At 60.9% G+C, this 17,660-nt stretch carries 10 protein-coding genes; 7 read left to right on the forward strand and 3 right to left on the reverse strand.

Features of this window, described 5'->3' with window-relative positions:
- Window positions 1-453 precede the first annotated feature (453 nt).
- Entirely contained in the window at window positions 454-4,407 is a 3,954-nt protein-coding gene (gene putA / locus M5B43_RS18485) for a trifunctional transcriptional regulator/proline dehydrogenase/L-glutamate gamma-semialdehyde dehydrogenase (RefSeq protein WP_248751450.1), read from the forward strand.
- A 158-nt stretch (window positions 4,408-4,565) separates the two neighbouring features.
- Entirely contained in the window at window positions 4,566-6,368 is a 1,803-nt protein-coding gene (locus M5B43_RS18490; protein WP_248751451.1) for an acyl-CoA dehydrogenase, read from the forward strand.
- A 6-nt stretch (window positions 6,369-6,374) separates the two neighbouring features.
- Here M5B43_RS18490 and M5B43_RS18495 read toward each other — a convergent pair whose 3' ends face one another.
- A complete protein-coding gene (locus tag M5B43_RS18495; RefSeq protein WP_248751452.1) occupies window positions 6,375-6,668 on the reverse strand; it encodes a cell division protein ZapA in 294 nt (97 codons plus the stop codon).
- Window positions 6,665-6,895 (reverse strand): hypothetical protein, encoded by a 231-nt coding sequence (locus M5B43_RS18500; protein WP_016972676.1) that lies wholly within the window; start codon window positions 6,893-6,895, stop codon window positions 6,665-6,667. Before M5B43_RS18500 ends, M5B43_RS18495 begins: the two co-directional genes overlap by 4 nt.
- Before the next feature lie 277 nt (window positions 6,896-7,172).
- On the opposite strand from M5B43_RS18500, the gene M5B43_RS18505 reads away from it, so the two are divergent.
- The 5 genes from M5B43_RS18505 to trxC all read left to right on the forward strand — a co-directional run bounded on the left by M5B43_RS18505 (window position 7,173) and on the right by trxC (window position 16,230).
- Window positions 7,173-8,798 (forward strand): methyl-accepting chemotaxis protein, encoded by a 1,626-nt coding sequence (locus M5B43_RS18505; RefSeq protein ID WP_248751453.1) that lies wholly within the window; start codon window positions 7,173-7,175, stop codon window positions 8,796-8,798.
- A 285-nt stretch (window positions 8,799-9,083) separates the two neighbouring features.
- Window positions 9,084-10,826, forward strand: coding sequence for a potassium/proton antiporter (locus M5B43_RS18510; RefSeq protein ID WP_248751454.1), 1,743 nt, complete (start codon window positions 9,084-9,086; stop codon window positions 10,824-10,826).
- 49 nt (window positions 10,827-10,875) lie between these two features.
- Window positions 10,876-14,214, forward strand: coding sequence for a mechanosensitive channel MscK (gene mscK / locus M5B43_RS18515; protein ID WP_248751455.1), 3,339 nt, complete (start codon window positions 10,876-10,878; stop codon window positions 14,212-14,214).
- Between the two features lie 48 nt (window positions 14,215-14,262).
- Entirely contained in the window at window positions 14,263-15,726 is a 1,464-nt protein-coding gene (gene selO / locus M5B43_RS18520; protein WP_248751456.1) for a protein adenylyltransferase SelO, read from the forward strand.
- Between the two features lie 69 nt (window positions 15,727-15,795).
- Window positions 15,796-16,230 carry a thioredoxin TrxC gene (gene trxC, locus M5B43_RS18525; protein WP_248751457.1) on the forward strand — a complete coding sequence of 145 codons (435 nt, stop codon included), beginning with the start codon at window positions 15,796-15,798 and terminating at the stop codon, window positions 16,228-16,230.
- Window positions 16,231-16,736: 506 nt separating this feature from the next.
- On the opposite strand, the gene M5B43_RS18530 is transcribed toward trxC, so the two are convergent.
- Entirely contained in the window at window positions 16,737-17,507 is a 771-nt protein-coding gene (locus tag M5B43_RS18530) for a ParA family protein (protein WP_248751458.1), read from the reverse strand.
- Window positions 17,508-17,660: the final 153 nt, after the last annotated feature.

Consider the following 17,660-nt stretch of genomic DNA (forward strand, 5'->3'; position numbering starts at 1 on the left):
CGCCCTGGCTTTGTTTTTATGTAGCGACGGTCTGTCGGACGGCCACCCATTGATATCCGGGTAGACGAGCCTGCGTGCCGCGCATTTATGACTGACGTTTCCCCAGGAAAGCCGCCAGCCGATGAACCGAACCAATCAGGTGGTTGCACCTTGGCCGCGAATGCTATTCAACAAAGCAAATAAGGTGCAACCAGTTTCTTGAGAATAAGTTGCACCTTGATGTGTTTTACGCCAAACAGCTCGTTTTTGCTCCTTTTCGGAGCAAGAACAGCCGATCTCAGAAGCAAATGCACCAAAGCGAAGCGGTTTGTGTCGAAGGCCGGATTTTTTCGTGTGAAGCGTCGAAAATTTCATGAACAAAAAGGGTTGCACCCGGTTGCACCTCTTCATGGGCAAAGCTAATCTTGCCGCCAGCAGATGCCACTCGGTAGTGGCACCCATGAGGATAAAAAGATGGCAACGACCACCCTTGGGGTCAAACTCGACGACCCGACCCGCGAACGCCTGAAGGCTGCCGCGACCTCCATTGATCGCACGCCGCACTGGCTGATCAAGCAGGCGATTTTCAATTACCTGGAGAAACTCGAGGGTGGTGCAACCCTGTCCGAGCTCAATGGCTTGGGCAGCAAGGACGCTGAAGACGCGGGCGAGGTCCAGGCCGACCACGCGCACCAGTGCTTCCTTGAGTTCGCCGAAAGCATCCTGCCGCAATCGGTATTGCGTGCCTCGATCACCGCCGCCTACCGTCGCCCAGAGCCGGAAGTGGTGCCGATGCTGATCGAGCAAGCGCGTCTGCCGCAGCAGATGGCCGAGGCCACCAACAAGCTGGCAGCATCGATCGCCGAGAAATTGCGCAATCAGAAAAGCGCTGGCGGCCGTGCCGGTATCGTTCAGGGCCTGCTGCAAGAATTTTCCCTGTCGTCCCAGGAAGGCGTGGCACTGATGTGCCTGGCCGAAGCGTTGCTGCGCATCCCGGACAAAGGCACCCGCGATGCGCTGATCCGCGACAAGATCAGCACCGGCAACTGGCAACCGCACCTGGGCAACAGCCCGTCGCTGTTTGTCAACGCCGCCACCTGGGGCCTGCTGCTGACCGGCAAACTGGTCGCCACCCATAACGAAGCCGGCCTGACTTCGTCCCTGAGCCGCATCATCGGCAAAAGCGGCGAGCCGATGATCCGCAAGGGCGTCGACATGGCCATGCGCCTGATGGGCGAGCAGTTCGTTACCGGCGAAACCATCGCCGAAGCCCTGGCCAATGCGAGCAAGTTCGAAGCCAAGGGTTTCCGCTACTCCTACGATATGCTCGGTGAAGCCGCGCTGACCGAACACGACGCCCAGAAGTACCTGGCCTCGTACGAACAAGCCATTCACTCCATCGGCAAAGCCTCCCATGGCCGTGGGATCTATGAAGGCCCAGGCATCTCCATCAAGCTTTCGGCGCTGCACCCGCGCTACAGCCGTGCGCAGTACGAGCGCGTGATGGATGAGCTGTACCCTCGCCTGCTGTCCCTGACCCTGCTGGCCAAGCAATACGACATCGGCCTGAACATCGACGCCGAAGAAGCGGACCGTCTGGAGCTGTCGCTCGACCTGCTCGAACGCCTGTGCTTCGAGCCGCAACTGACCGGCTGGAACGGTATCGGTTTCGTGATCCAGGCGTACCAGAAACGTTGCCCGTATGTGATCGACTACGTCATTGACCTGGCACGCCGCAGCCGCCACCGCCTGATGATCCGCCTGGTGAAAGGCGCCTACTGGGACAGCGAAATCAAGCGTGCCCAAGTCGAAGGCCTGGAAGGCTATCCGGTCTATACCCGCAAGGTGTACACCGACGTTTCCTACATCGCCTGTGCACGCAAATTGCTGTCGGTACCGGAAGTCATCTATCCGCAGTTCGCCACGCACAACGCCCACACGCTGTCGGCCATCTACCATATCGCGGGTCAGAACTACTATCCCGGCCAGTACGAGTTCCAGTGCCTGCACGGCATGGGTGAACCACTGTACGAGCAAGTTGTAGGCAAGGTCTCCGATGGCAAGTTGAACCGTCCCTGCCGCGTGTACGCACCCGTCGGCACTCACGAAACGCTGCTGGCTTACCTGGTCCGTCGCCTGCTGGAAAACGGCGCCAACACCTCGTTCGTCAACCGGATTGCCGACCAGTCCATCTCTATTCAGGAGCTGGTGGCCGACCCCGTGGCCAGCATCGAGCAGATGGCGACGCTGGAAGGCGGCTTCGGCCTGCCGCACCCGCGCATCCCGCTGCCGCGTGACCTGTATGGCAGCGACCGCGCCAACTCGGCAGGTATCGACCTGGCCAACGAACATCGCCTGGCATCGCTGTCCTGCGCGCTGCTGGCTACCGCACACAACCACTGGAAAGCTGCGCCGATGCTCGGTTGCACCTCCAGCGATCAAGCGGCCGCACCGGTATTGAACCCGTCCGACTTGCGTGACGTGGTCGGCCACGTACAGGAAGCCACCGTCGAAGACGTCGACAACGCGATCCAGTGCGCCATCAGCGCCGCGCCGATCTGGCAGGCGACCCCGCCCGCCGAACGCGCCGCGATCCTGGAGCGTGCCGCCGACCTGATGGAAGGCGAGATTCAGCCGCTGATGGGCCTGCTGGCGCGTGAAGCCGGCAAGACCTTCGCCAACGCCATCGCCGAAGTGCGTGAAGCGGTGGACTTCCTGCGCTACTACGCGGTGCAGGCGCGCCACGACTTCACCAACGACGCCCACCGCCCATTGGGCCCAGTGGTGTGCATCAGCCCGTGGAACTTCCCACTGGCCATCTTCAGCGGTCAAGTCGCTGCCGCATTGGCTGCCGGCAACCCGGTATTGGCCAAGCCTGCCGAGCAAACGCCACTGGTGGCTGCACAAGCCGTGCGCATCCTGCTGGAAGCCGGTATCCCGCAAGGCGTGCTGCAATTGCTGCCGGGCCAGGGCGAAACTGTCGGTGCCCGCCTGGTGGGTGATGATCGCGTCAAAGGCGTGATGTTCACTGGCTCCACCGAGGTTGCGCGCCTGCTGCAACGCAATGTCGCCGGGCGCCTGGATGCCCAGGGGCGTCCGATTCCGCTGATCGCCGAAACTGGCGGCCAGAACGCGATGATCGTCGACTCCTCGGCACTCACCGAACAAGTGGTGATCGACGTGGTGTCCTCGGCCTTCGACAGCGCCGGCCAACGTTGCTCAGCCCTGCGCGTGTTGTGCCTGCAGGAAGATTCGGCAGACCGCGTCATCGAGATGCTCAAGGGCGCCATGGCTGAATGCCGCCTGGGCAACCCGGAGCGTTTGTCGGTGGATATCGGCCCGGTAATCGACGCCGAAGCCAAGGCTGGCATCGAGAAACACATCCAGGCCATGCGCGACAAAGGCCGCACGGTTTACCAGGTGGCGATTGCCGACGGCGAAGAAATCAAGCGCGGCACTTTCGTGATGCCAACCCTGATCGAGCTGGAAAGCTTCGACGAGCTGCAACGGGAGATCTTCGGCCCGGTGCTGCACGTGGTGCGCTACAAGCGTAAAGAGATCGACCAGTTGATCGGCCAGATCAATGCCTCGGGCTACGGCCTGACCCTGGGCGTACACACCCGCATCGATGAGACCATCGCCAAGGTGATCGACAACGTCCATGCCGGTAACGTCTACGTTAACCGCAACATCGTTGGCGCCGTGGTGGGCGTGCAGCCGTTCGGCGGCGAAGGCTTGTCGGGTACCGGCCCGAAAGCCGGTGGCCCGCTGTACCTTTACCGCCTGCTGTCGACTCGCCCTACCGATGCGATCGAGCAATCCTTCGTACGTGGCGACAAGCTGGCGGCGCCGGATGTGCGCCTGCGCGATGCCATGAGCCAACCGCTGACTGCACTGAAAACCTGGGCCGACGGCAATAAGTTCAGCGAACTGAGTGCACTGTGCACGCAGTTCGCCGCACAGTCCCAGAGCGGCATCACACGTCAGTTGGCCGGCCCGACCGGTGAGCGCAACAGCTATGCCATCCTGCCTCGCGAGCACGTACTGTGCCTCGCCGAAGTAGAAGGCGACCTGCTGGCCCAACTGGCGGCGGTATTGGCAGTGGGGGGTTCGGCGGTATGGCCGGAAACCGACCTGACCAAGGCTTTGTTCCCACGCCTGCCGAAGGACATTCAGGCGAAGATCAAGCGTGTGGCCGACTGGACCAAGGACGAAGTCGTATTCGACGCCGTCCTGCACCACGGCGACTCCGATCAACTGCGCGGGGTGTGCCAGCAAGTGGCGCAGCGTAGTGGCGCGATTGTTGGCGTGCATGGCCTGTCCCAAGGCGAAACCGCAATTGCCCTGGAGCGCCTGGTGATCGAACGTGCACTGAGCGTCAACACCGCAGCAGCAGGTGGTAACGCCAGCCTGATGACCATCGGCTAACCCTGACGGAACGCGGTTGAACATGTGGGAGGGGCGGTGCGACGATTCGCACTTGCCCCCTCCCACATTTTGCTTGTCCATCACTTAAATCAATCTTGCTATCCAGCTTCTATTCGCGCACTTAGACTCAGGCCCATTCCCTTAGAAGGTAAGCCGCCATGTCCGAGACGCTGCTCAGTTCCCGCAATCTGGCTTTCGAGCTGTACGAAGTCCTCGATGCCCAGGGCTTGACCCAGCGCGAGCGGTTTGCCGAGCACACTCGCGAAACCTTCGATGCAGCCATCAGCACGGCACGTAGCATTGCCGAAAAGTATTTCGCCCCCCATAACCGCAAAAACGACGAAAACGAACCGCGCTATGAAGATGGCAACGCGATTCTGATTCCAGACGTCAAACCGGCCGTGGACGCGTTCCTGGAAGCCGGCTTCCTCAACGCTGCGCGCAGTTTCGAAGCGGGTGGCATGCAACTGCCAACCCTGCTGTCCCAGGCTTGCTTCGCGCACTTTCAAGCGGCCAACGCGGCCTCGACGTCCTACCCTTTCTTGACCATGGGCGCGGCCAACCTGATCGAAAGCTTCGGCACCCCCGATCAGAAACAACGCTTCCTGCAACCGATGATCGACGGCCGCTTCTTTGGCACCATGGCCCTGACCGAACCCCACGCAGGCTCATCCTTGTCGGATATTCGTACCCGCGCAGAACCTGCGGCTGACGGCAGCTATCGCCTCAAGGGCAACAAGATCTTCATCTCCGGTGGCGACCATCCGCTGTCGGAAAACATCGTGCATATGGTGCTGGCCAAATTGCCGGACGCACCTGCGGGCGTGAAGGGCATTTCGCTGTTTATCGTGCCCAAATTCCTGGTCAATGAGGATGGCAGCCTGGGCGCGCGTAACGATGTGCTGCTGGCCGGGCTGTTTCACAAGATGGGCTGGCGCGGCACCACCTCTACCGCGCTTAACTTCGGCGATAACGGTAACTGCGTCGGCTATCTGGTGGGCAAACCGCACCAGGGCTTGAGCTGCATGTTCCAGATGATGAACGAAGCACGTATCGGGGTGGGCATGGGCGCAGTGATGCTCGGTTACGCCGGCTACCTGTACTCATTGGATTACGCCCGCGAACGCCCCCAAGGCCGCTTGCCCGACAGCAAAGACCCGAGCACGGCGCCGGTCCCGATCATCCAGCACGCCGACATCAAGCGCATGCTGCTGACCCAGAAAGCCTATGTGGAAGGTGCCTTTGACCTTGGCCTCTACGCCGCACGGCTGTTCGACGACACCACCACCCTGGAAACCGACACCGAGCGCAAGCAAGCCCACGAACTGCTGGACCTGCTCACGCCCATCGTCAAATCCTGGCCGTCGGAGTTTTGCCTCAAGGCCAACGAACTGGCGATCCAGATCCTCGGCGGGCACGGCTACACCCGTGAATACCCGGTGGAGCAGTACTACCGCGACAACCGCCTCAACCCGATCCATGAAGGCACCCATGGCATCCAATCCCTGGATTTGCTCGGGCGCAAATTGGCGCAGAACGGTGGCGCCGGCTTGAAGCAATTGATTCGACTGATCGCCGAGACGGGCGCACGAGCGCACCGATACCCATCCCTTACACCCTTGAGAGAACCACTGGAACACCTGGTGACGCGCCTGCAACAAGTCACCCTGGGCCTGCTGACGGACCTGGCCCAGGGCAAGGTCAACAGCAGCCTGGCAAACTCGGCGCTGTACTTGAAAGTATTCGGGCATACGGTGATCGGCTGGCGCTGGTTGGAACAGGCGATCCGCGCCGAAGAAGGGCTGGCCAAGGGGAATGCGGCCGATGTGGCCTTCTATAAGGGCAAGCTCCAGGCCGCCCGGTACTTCCTGACCTGGGAAGTACCGAGCTGCCATCATGAACTGGCGATTCTGCAGGCACGGGACGATACGTGCCTGGGGATGCAAGACGACTGGTTCTAACCCGGGTCAGGGCTGCCCGATCACCTTGGTAATCACATCGACCGTGGCGCTGACTTGCTCTTGGTAACGGTCGAGTTCCTGCTGATGAGCCTGTTGCATTTCGATCTGCTCGGCGCACAGGTTCAGCGCGGCCAGTACCAATAATTTGTCACCGATCAGCGTCGGGTACTTTTTCTTGGTGGTGGCCAGTGAGGCTTTGAGCATGGTCACGGCGTGCATCAGGGTCTGGTCTTCCCCGGCCGGTGCCTTGATCGAGTAATCCTCTCCGAGAATCGAAACGACCTTTATCCCGTCATTCATGCGCTGACAGGCCCTGCACTCACACGCTCAACCAGCGCCTGGATGCGGGCGGCAGTGGCGCCGTTCTTTTCTTCCTGCTCCATCAGGTTCAGTTGCAGGCTGTCGTTCTCATCCTTGGCGCGGGCCAGTTCCGCCTTGAGGGATTCGTTGCTGCCCAACAGGTCTTGATTCTGCTGTACCAGGTCGCTGACCAGTTGTTCCAATTGGCTGAGGGATGCTTCTAACATTTTGATTTCTCGGGCATTTTTAAAGGGCGGTGACGATAAAGAAAATTCACCTCGGATGCCAGGGTTATCCCCGGCGCGCAGCCCGATAGTTCAGGGCCGGGCCGCACTTTCGAGCCTTAGTGACTGCATTTACCCGATCTGGTTCCTGAATCCGTCCAACCCCTTGTCAGATGCGACAAAAGCGCGCATCCGCTTAAGACTTTAGTCGCATGGCCGATACCGGATGCATACCCCGTCTCATGGCCGCACGGATCGCGCTTCCCCCCAGGACTCCAGCATGTCTCTTCGTAATATGAATATCGCCCCGAGGGCCTTCCTCGGCTTCGCGTTTATTGGCGCCCTGATGTTGTTGCTGGGTGTGTTCGCCCTGAACCAGATGAGCAAGATTCGCGCAGCCACCGAAGACATCACCTCGGCCAGCGTGCCCAGCATTCGTGCCCTCGACGATTTCACCCAGTTGACCCTGCGCCTGCGCGTGCTGTCATACCGCTTGCTGACCAACCGCGAGCCGGATGTACAGCAAAAGACCCTGCAAGCCTTTGAGCTGCGTAACCAGCAGATTCGCACGGCCCAGGGTATCTACGAGAAGCTGATTACCAGTACGCAAGAACGCAACGCCTACGACGAGTACGTCCGCCTGCTGGGCCAGTACCACCAGATTGAAGAGCGCATGAAGAGCTTGTCCCGCGCCAATCAGATCGACGAGCTGCGTAACCTGCTGAACACCGAGTTGCTGAACAACTCCGAGCAGGTCAACGCCGTACTGACCCGTTTGCTGGATATCAATAACGACGACGCCAACGCCACCAACCAGCAAGCCAAAGACCAATACGATATGGCCTTTGACCTGGTGGTGGGCCTACTGATCATTGCCACGGGCTTGACCCTGCTGTTTGCGTGGCTGCTGACCCGCAGTATCACCCTGCCGATCGCCCGGGCCCTGGAAGCCGCCGAAGAAGTCGCCGAAGGCAACCTCACACGGCCAATCAAGGTGGATGGCAACGACGAAGCCGGTCGCCTGCTGGCAGCCATGGCCAAGATGCAGAACAAGCTGCGCGATACCCTGCACCGCATCGCCGGCTCCGCCACCCAGTTGGCGTCTGCTGCCGAAGAGTTGAACACCGTCACCGACGAAAGCGCCCGTGGCCTGACCCAGCAAAACAACGAAATCGAACAAGCCGCCACCGCGGTCAACGAGATGACCAGCGCAGTGGAAGAAGTCGCCCGTAATGCGGTGAGCACCTCCGAAGCCTCCCGCAACGCCACCACCTCCGCCGGCGACGGCCGCGACCTGGTGCAGGAAACCGTCAGCGCCATCGAACGCATGAGCGCCGATGTGCAAGCCACCGCCTCCCTGATTGGCGACCTGGCCAATGAATCGCGAGATATCGGCAAGGTACTGGACGTGATTCGCGGACTGGCCGACCAGACCAACCTGCTGGCCTTGAACGCGGCGATCGAAGCGGCGCGCGCCGGTGAGGCCGGTCGCGGGTTTGCCGTGGTGGCCGACGAAGTGCGGGCACTGGCCCATCGCACCCAACAATCGACCAGCGAAATCGAGCGCATGATCGGCAGCATTCAGGCCGGCACCGAACATGCCGTGGATTCGATGCGCAACAGCACCGAGCGGGCCGAATCGACGCTGAATATCGCCAAAGGCGCGGGCCTGTCGCTGGACACCATCAACACCGCGATTGTCGAGATCAACGAGCGCAACCTGGTGATCGCCAGCGCTGCGGAAGAACAGGCTCAGGTGGCGCGGGAAGTGGACCGCAACCTGGTGAATATCCGTGATCTGTCGGTGCAATCGGCCACCGGCGCCAGCCAGACCAGTGCGGCAAGCAGTGAGTTGTCGCGCCTTGCAGTGGATCTGAACGGGATGGTAGGGCGCTTCCGCCTCTAACTGACTGCACTGGCTTTAAAATGTGGGGGCAAGCCAGTCAGTTAAGAAGGAGCAAGGCTAAAAGTAACCTGTGGCGAGGCCGCTTCGCGGCCCAACGGGAGCAGGCTCCCTCGCCACCGATACAGCGTTCACCCTTGACTGACTGGCAAGCCCCTCCTGCATTTGGATGTGCGCGAATCAGAAAAAGCTTTTTGACAGCGCTGCAATTCAACAGGTTAGAATCGCTGGCACGCAGACTGCATGGTCAGTTTGCGCCCCGTCTTATCTGCTCATGGAGTACTGCCTTTGAATGCGACGACCATCAACAGCCTGTTCTTGATCGGCGCGTTGCTGGTGGGTGCGAGCATTCTGGTGAGTTCCCTTTCGTCACGCCTGGGCATCCCGATCCTGGTGATCATCCTGGCCGTGGGCATGGCCGCCGGCGTCGATGGCGGCGGCATCATCTTCGATAACTACCCCACCGCTTACCTGGTGGGCAACCTCGCCCTGGCCGTGATCCTGCTCGACGGCGGTTTGCGCACACGGGTGGCCAGTTTTCGCGTGGCACTCTGGCCGGCATTGTCGCTGGCCACCGTGGGGGTGTTGATTACCACCGGCCTCACGGGCATGGCGGCAGCCTGGCTGTTCAACCTCAACATTATCCAAGGCTTGCTGATCGGCGCCATCGTCGGCTCCACGGACGCCGCCGCCGTATTCTCGCTGCTCGGCGGCAAGGGCCTGAACGAGCGGGTCAGCGCCAGCCTGGAAATCGAATCCGGCAGCAACGACCCGATGGCGGTGTTCCTGACCGTCACCCTGATCGACATGCTTGCCAGCGGCCAGACCGGCCTGCACTGGAGCCTGCTGACCCACCTGATCCAGGAGTTCGGTATCGGCGGGCTCATCGGCCTGGGCGGCGGCTGGTTGATGCTGCAAATGGTCAACCGCATCAACCTGGCGACCGGCCTTTACCCGATTCTCGTCATCGCCGGTGGCCTGGTGGTGTTCGCCTTGACCAACGCCCTGCACGGCAGCGGCTTCCTCGCCGTGTACCTGTGCGGCCTGGTGATTGGCAACCGGCCCGTGCGCAGCCGTCATGGCATTTTGCATATGCTCGACGGTATGGCCTGGCTGGCACAGATCGGCATGTTCTTGGTGCTGGGCCTGCTGGTCACGCCCCATGACTTGCTGCCCATCGCCTTGCCGGCCCTCGGCCTGGCGCTGTGGATGATCCTGTTTGCGCGGCCGCTGTCGGTCATAGTCGGCCTGTTGCCGTTCAAGGCGTTCCACGGGCGCGAAAAAGCCTTTATTGCCTGGGTCGGCCTGCGTGGCGCGGTCCCGATCATTCTCGCGGTGTTCCCGCTGATGGCGGGCCTGCCCCACGCGCAGCTGTACTTCAACCTGGCGTTCTTTATCGTCCTGGTGTCGTTGCTGGTGCAGGGCACGAGCCTGCCGTGGGTGGCCAAACTGTTGAAAGTCACCGTACCGCCAGACCCTGCACCGATTTCCCGAGCGGCCCTGGAAGTCCACGTCACCAGCGAGTGGGAACTGTTCGTCTACCGCCTGGGCGCGGAGAAATGGTGCATCGGTGCCGCCCTGCGCGAACTGAAAATGCCCGAGGGCACGCGCATCGCTGCGCTGTTTCGTGGCCAACAACTGCTCCATCCGTCGGGTAGTACGGTGCTGGAAGTCGACGATTTACTCTGCGTCATCGGCCATGAACACAACCTGCCGGCCCTGGGAAAACTGTTCAGCCAGGCTCCCCAGCGCGGCCTCGACCTGCGCTTCTTCGGCGACTTCGTATTGGAAGGCGATGCCCAGCTGGGCGCGGTGTCGGCCCTGTACGGGCTCAAGCTCGAAGGTATCGACCCGGATATGCCACTGAGCCGTTTCATCACCCAGAAAGTCGGCGGCGCCCCCGTGGTGGGCGACCAAGTGGAATGGAACAACACCATCTGGACCGTCGCCGTCATGGACGGGAACAAGATTGGCAAAGTCGGCGTCAGATTCCCCGAAGGAAGTCGCCCGGGCCCCGGGCTCTTCCTCTAAACTGCGGTGCGACGACGCCCCGATTCTTCACCTAGCTCGACCGGTCTCTATGCCAACCCTGCGCACTTTTCTCGCCACTGCCCTGCTGGGCCTGACCCTTTGTGTCGGCAGCGTATACGCCGCCGACCCGCCCAGCGCCGACGCCATCCAGCAAACCCTGGACAAACTGCCCGACCGCAAGCTGCCCGACGCCGACATGAAGGCGCTGCAGTCGATCCTGCAACAAACCCTGACCTACCTGGGCAACAAGCAGGATTACGAGCAGCGCCTCACCGACCTCAAGCGCCAGCTGGCAGACGCTCCGCGCCAGACCGTCGATAACCAGCGCGAACTGGTCCGGCTCAAGGCCACCAAGGTCATCCCGGTGGCCCAGCGCTACGCCACGTTGCCCGTGCCGCAACTTGAACAACTGTTGGTGCAGCGCTCGACCCAGCAAGGCGACCTGCAAAAAGAACTGTCCGACGCCAACAGCCTGACCATCGCCGCCCAAACCCGCCCCGAGCGCGCCCAAACCGAGATCAGCAATAGCCAGACGCGCATCCAGCAGATCAATTCGACCCTCAAGCTCGGCAAGGACAATGGCAAACCCCTCAGCGGTGACCAACGCAACCAACTGAACGCCGAACTCGCCGCACTGAATGCACTGATTCCCCTGCGCCGCCAGGAACTGGCCGGCAACAGCCAACTGCAAGACCTCGGTAACAGCCAGCACGACCTGATCCAGGAAAAAACTGCACGCCTGGAGCAAGAGATCCAGGACCTGCAAACCCTGATCAACCAGAAACGCCTGGCCCAATCCCAACAGACCGTCACCCAACAGTCCATCGAAGCGCAGAAAGCCGGTAGCAGCAGCCTGCTGGCCACGGAAAGCGCAGCCAACCTGAAGCTCTCCGACTACCTGCTCAAAAGCACCGACCGCCTCAACGAGCTGACCCAGAAAAACCTGCAGACCAAGCAGCAACTGGACACCGTGACCCAGAGCGACTCGGCGCTGGACGAACAGATCAACGTGCTCAAGGGCAGCCTGCTGCTCTCCAAGATCCTCTATAAGCAGAAACAGGCGCTGCCGCGCCTCACCGTGGACCGCAACCTGGCGGACGACATCGCCAACATTCGCCTGTACCAGTTCGAGGTCAACCAGCAGCGTGAGCTGATCAGCTCGCCCGCCGCCTATGTGGATAACTTGCTGGCCACCCAGCCGCCAGATGAAGTCACCCCACAACTGCGCCGTACCCTGCTGGAACTGGCGGTCACCCGCAGCGATCTGCTGGAGCGCTTGAGCCGTGAGCTGAGCGCGCTGCTGAACGAATCGATCACCCTGCAACTGAACCAGAAACAACTGCTCAGCACCGCCGCCAGCCTGCGCGCGACCCTCGACGAGCAGATGTTCTGGATCCCCAGCAACAAGCCGCTGGACACCGAATGGCTGGAAACCGTGCCGGACCACCTGAGCAAGCAGGTCACTACCCTGCCGTGGGCGTCCAGCGTCAGCGAGCTGTATGACGGCCTGATCCAGCGCCCGCTGCTGTTCCTGCCGCTGTTGCTGCTGATCGGCGCGCTGTTGTGGCGGCGCAAAGCGCTGTACGAGCGCCTGAAAAAGATCCACCTCGATATCGGCCACTTCAAGCGCGACAGCCAATGGCACACGCCGGTGGCGATTCTGGTGAATATCCTGCTGGCGCTGCCTGTGACCCTGGCCCTCGCGCTGTGCGGTTATGCACTGCAGATCGACGCCCGCGGGCAAAATGCCAATTTAGGTGCGGCACTGCTACTGATCGCCCAGGCATGGCTGGTGTTCTACACCGCCTACCGGATTCTCGCGCCGGGTGGCGTGGCCGAGCTGCACTTTCGCTGGGAAAAGCCCCAGGTTGAATTCCTGCAAGGCTGGATACGCAAGCTCGGGCTAGTGGTACTGGCCCTGGTGGCCGTGGTAGCCATCGCCGAACACCAACCGGCGGCACTGGCCGATGACGTGCTGGGCATCGGCGTGGTGCTGACCTGCTACGCACTGATGGCCTGGCTGCTGAGCCGCTTGCTGTTGCACAGCCCGACCCACGAAAAAGCCTCGCTGTTTCGCAAAGCCGTGGGCCTGGTATTTACCGCCCTGCCCATCGCCCTGTTTATCGCCGTGTGCTTTGGTTACTACTACACCGCGCTCAAACTCAGCGACCGTTTGATCAACACCCTGTACCTGCTGATGTTCTGGCTGGTCATTGAAGCCACCTTCGTGCGCGGTCTCGGCGTTGCCGCACGGCGCCTGGCCTATGCCCGCGCCCTGGCCAAACGCCAGGCGGCCAAGGAAGCGGGCGACGGCGAAGCGGTGATCGAAGAGCCGACCCTGGACATCGAGCAGGTCAACGAACAGTCCATGCGCCTGATTCGCCTGGCCTTGCTCGGCGGCTTTATCGCCGCGCTGTACTGGGTGTGGAAAGACCTGATCACCGTGTTCTCCTACCTGGACAACGTCACCCTCTACGAATACACCAGCGGCACCGGCGCCAACATCAGCATGGTACCGATCAGCATCGGCGACCTGCTGGGGGCCTCGATCATCGTGGGTATCACCTTTGCACTGGCGCGCAACCTGCCCGGTTTGCTGGAAGTACTCGTGCTGTCCAAGCTGGACCTGGCCCAAGGCAGCGCGTATGCCACGACCACCTTGCTGTCCTATGTGATTGCCGGCGTCGGCTTTGTCTCCACCCTGTCCACCCTCGGCGTGAGCTGGGACAAATTGCAATGGCTGGTGGCAGCGCTGTCGGTAGGCTTGGGCTTTGGTATGCAGGAGATCTTCGCCAACTTTATCTCCGGCATCATGATCCTGTTCGAACGCCCGGTGCGTATCGGCGACACCATCACCATCGGTAACCTGTCGGGCACGGTGAGCAAGATCCGCATCCGCGCCACCACCATCACCGACTTCGACCGCAAGGACATCATTGTCCCGAACAAAACCTTCATTACCGGGCAGTTGATCAACTGGTCGCTGACCGACACCATCACTCGCGTCACCCTCAAGCTCGGCGTGGACTACGGTTCTGACCTGGACCGCGTGAAGGAACTGCTGCTCAAGGCCGCCCGCGAGAACCCGCGGGTGCTCAAGGAACCTGAGCCCCACGTGTACTTCCTGAACTTCGGCGAAAGTACCCTCGACCACGAACTGCGCATGCATGTACGCGACTTGGGCGACCGTAACCCGGTGATCGACGAAGTGAACCGCTTTATCAACCGCGAGTTCAAGAAAGAGCACATCAACATTTCGTTCCGCCAGATGGAGGTCTACCTCAAGAACCTCCACGGCCAGGAATACAAACTGGTGGAAGTCGACCCACCCACCAAACCCGCCAACGACGGTGGCGTGCAACAGCCACCGCCCAGCAAACTCGACTAACGCCGCTATCCCCAGCAGAATGCTCGGACATTCTGCTGGAGATGGCCGGTGAAAGCCCTCGACGAACTGACCTTCGACAACCGCTTCGCACGCCTGGGCGACGCGTTCTCAACCCACGTGTTACCCGAGCCCCTCGACGAACCGCGCCTGGTGGTGGCCAGCAATGCCGCCATGGCCCTGCTCGACCTCGACCCAGCCGTGGCCGAAACGCCGGTGTTTGCCGAGTTGTTTGGCGGGCACAAACTGTGGGCCGAAGCAGAGCCACGCGCGATGGTCTATTCCGGGCATCAGTTCGGCGGCTACACCCCACAGTTGGGCGATGGCCGTGGGTTGCTGCTGGGCGAGGTGTATAACGCAGCCGGTGAGCATTGGGACCTGCACCTCAAGGGCGCGGGGATGACGCCTTATTCGCGCATGGGCGATGGGCGGGCCGTGTTGCGCTCCTCGATTCGTGAGTTTCTGGCGTCCGAAGCGCTGCATGCACTGGGCATCCCGAGCAGCCGCGCCTTGTGCGTCATCGGTTCCAGCACCCCCGTCTGGCGCGAGAAACAGGAGCGCGGGGCAATGGTTCTGCGCTTGGCGCGCAGCCATATCCGCTTCGGTCATTTCGAATACTTCTACTACACCAAGAAGCCCGAACAGCAGGCCGAACTGGCCGAACATGTGCTGAACCTGCACTACCCCGAGTGCCGGGAACAGCCCGAGCCGTACCTGGCGATGTTCCGTGAAATCATCGAGCGCAATGCCGAAATGATCGCCAAATGGCAGGCCTATGGCTTCTGCCACGGCGTGATGAACACCGACAACATGTCGATCCTGGGCATCACCTTCGACTTCGGGCCCTTTGCCTTTCTCGATGATTTTGACGCGCACTTCATCTGCAACCACTCAGATCATGAAGGGCGCTACTCCTTCAGCAATCAAGTGCCGATCGGGCGGTGGAACCTCAGCGCGCTGGCCCAGGCGCTCACGCCATTCATCAGCGTCGACGCCTTGAAGGAAGCCCTTGGCCTGTACCTGCCGCTGTACCAAGCCCATTACCTGGACTTGATGCGTCGCCGGCTGGGGCTGACCACCGCCGAGGAAGAGGACCAGACGCTGGTGGAACGATTACTGAAGCTGATGCAGAACAGTGGCGTGGACTACACACTGTTCTTCCGACGGCTGGGTGATGAGTCACCAGCGCCGGCCGTGGCGCGGCTGCGCGATGACTTTGTCGACCTGGCCGGGTTTGATGCCTGGGCAGAACTCTACAAGGCCCGTGTTGCGCGGGACGGGGACGACACCGAAGCACAGCGCCGTGAGCGGATGCATGCGGTTAACCCGCTGTATATCCTGCGCAACTACCTGGCACAGAACGCCATCACTGCTGCCGAGTCAGGCGATTACAGCGAAGTGCGGCGGCTGCATGAGGTGTTGAGCAAGCCGTTTGAAGAGCAAGCGGGAATGGAGCAGTACGCGCAGCGGCCACCGGATTGGGGTAAGCATTTGGAGATTAGTTGTTCGTCGTAATCGCTGGCCTTGATAAACCACGCATACGGCTCCAGATTGAAGCTATTGGCCACATCCAAGGAGCCTCCGATGTCCGAACCTCTTGTAATCCCCTGCCCACATTGCAATGGCCTCAATCGTATCCCCGGCGAACGCCTGGGTGATGCGCCCAAGTGCGGGCGTTGCAAGCAGCCCGTGTTGCTGAATAAACCTTTCGAGCTGAAACAAGGCGACTACGCCAGCCAGATCAAGGGCGACCTGCCGTTGCTGGTGGACGTGTGGGCCGATTGGTGTGGGCCGTGCAAGTCGTTTGCGCCGGTATTCGAGCAGGCCGCCGGGCAGCTGGAAGGCAAGTGCCGGCTGGCCAAGCTGGACAGCGAGGCCAACCAGCAACTGTCGGCGCAGTTGGGGATTCGTTCGATCCCCAGTCTGATTCTGTTCAAGCACGGCCGTGAAGTGGCGCGCCAGAGCGGGGCGTTTCCGCTGCCGCAACTGATGAGCTGGTTGCGTAGCCAAGGGGTGTAACTCGATCTTCTGAACACCACCGGACAGTGTGGGAGGGGGCTTGTTCCCACATTTGGATCGCGTTTTACCTTCAGGCTACGGGGGGCGGACGTAGGAGAAAAGGCGCAACCCCTCTTGCCAACCCCTTCCTACAGCCTCTATGGGACAAATCCAAATCCCTGCTGGAACGCAATGCAAATGTGGGAGGGGGCTTGCTCCCGATTGCAGTGGGCCAGTCAACAAATACAGTGACTGACACACCGCCATCGGGAGCAAGCCCCCTCCCACATTTGGATCGCGTTTTACCTTCAGGCTACGAGGGGCGGACGTAGGAGAAAAGGCGCAACCCCTCTTGCCAGCCCCTTCCTACAGCCTCTGCGGGACAAATCCAAATCCCTGCTGGAACGCAATGCAAATGTGGGAGGGGGCTTGCTCCCGATAGCGGTGGATCAGTCAAAACATCAGTGCCTGACACTCAGCCATCGGGAGCAAGCCCCCTCCCACAGGGTTTTGCGTAGCCTTTTTGATCACGCGGTTTCCAACAGGTTGTGCAACTCCACAAACTGCAACGTCAACTTATGCCGTGGGTCCAGGTGGATCAGTGGCTTGCTCTCCTGGTGCGACTCGCGCATGCGCACGGAGCTGGCCAGGTACACCGGCAGCACCGGCAAGCCTTCGGCAATCAACTCATCCAGCATCTGCTGTGGCAGGCTCGCGCGAGCCTGGAACTGGTTGACCACAATGCCCTCCACTTCCAGCCCTTCATTGTGGTCTTCCTTCAATTCTTCGATTTCACGCAGCAGCCCATACAGCGCCTGGCGGGAAAAGCTGTCGCAGTCAAAGGGAATAAGCACGCGATCGGCGGCAATCAACGCCGAAACCGCATAAAAATTCAGCGCGGGCGGCGTATCCAGGTAGATCCGATCGTAATCCTCGCTCAACTCATCCAGCAGCTTTCGCAGCTTGTTGATCTTGTGCTTGGCCTCAAGCTTGGGCTGCAGGTCCGCCAACTCGGCAGTCGCGGTGATGACATGCAGGTTGTCGAAGGGCGTTTCGTAGATATCGACTTTGTTCTTCTTGGAAAACGGCCCGGAGGACAGGGTTTGCTTGAAGAAGTCCGCAATCCCCATGGGGATATCGTCGCCGGTCAACCCGGTCAGGTATTGGGTTGAGTTGGCCTGTGCATCGAGGTCCACCAACAGGGTTCGATAGCCTTCGCTGGCGCTGACTGCCGCCAGGTTGCAGGCAATGCTGGATTTGCCAACACCGCCTTTTTGATTGAACACCACGCGCCGCATGGAAAAACCTCCGTGTATCAATGAATGTCCGAGTGTAGAGGGCAAAAGCGCCTGTTAGCTACCTCGTTCATCGATACACAGCCGCATCAGAGACAGGTCACGTACAAGTGAATAGGAAAGGGCCGACAATCCAACCCGGCCCTCGGTAAAGGA

The organism is Pseudomonas sp. MWU15-20650 (assembly GCF_023242475.1).
Lineage (GTDB): Bacteria > Pseudomonadota > Gammaproteobacteria > Pseudomonadales > Pseudomonadaceae > Aquipseudomonas.

Coding starts and splice junctions, on each gene's coding strand:
- putA (WP_248751450.1), top strand. CDS start 454: ATGGCAACGACCACCCTTGGGGTCAAACTCGACGACCCGACCCGCGAA.
- M5B43_RS18490 (WP_248751451.1), top strand. CDS start 4,566: ATGTCCGAGACGCTGCTCAGTTCCCGCAATCTGGCTTTCGAGCTGTAC.
- M5B43_RS18495 (WP_248751452.1), bottom strand. CDS start 6,668: ATGAATGACGGGATAAAGGTCGTTTCGATTCTCGGAGAGGATTACTCG.
- M5B43_RS18500 (WP_016972676.1), bottom strand. CDS start 6,895: ATGTTAGAAGCATCCCTCAGCCAATTGGAACAACTGGTCAGCGACCTG.
- M5B43_RS18505 (WP_248751453.1), top strand. CDS start 7,173: ATGTCTCTTCGTAATATGAATATCGCCCCGAGGGCCTTCCTCGGCTTC.
- mscK (WP_248751455.1), top strand. CDS start 10,876: ATGCCAACCCTGCGCACTTTTCTCGCCACTGCCCTGCTGGGCCTGACC.
- trxC (WP_248751457.1), top strand. CDS start 15,796: ATGTCCGAACCTCTTGTAATCCCCTGCCCACATTGCAATGGCCTCAAT.
- M5B43_RS18530 (WP_248751458.1), bottom strand. CDS start 17,507: ATGCGGCGCGTGGTGTTCAATCAAAAAGGCGGTGTTGGCAAATCCAGC.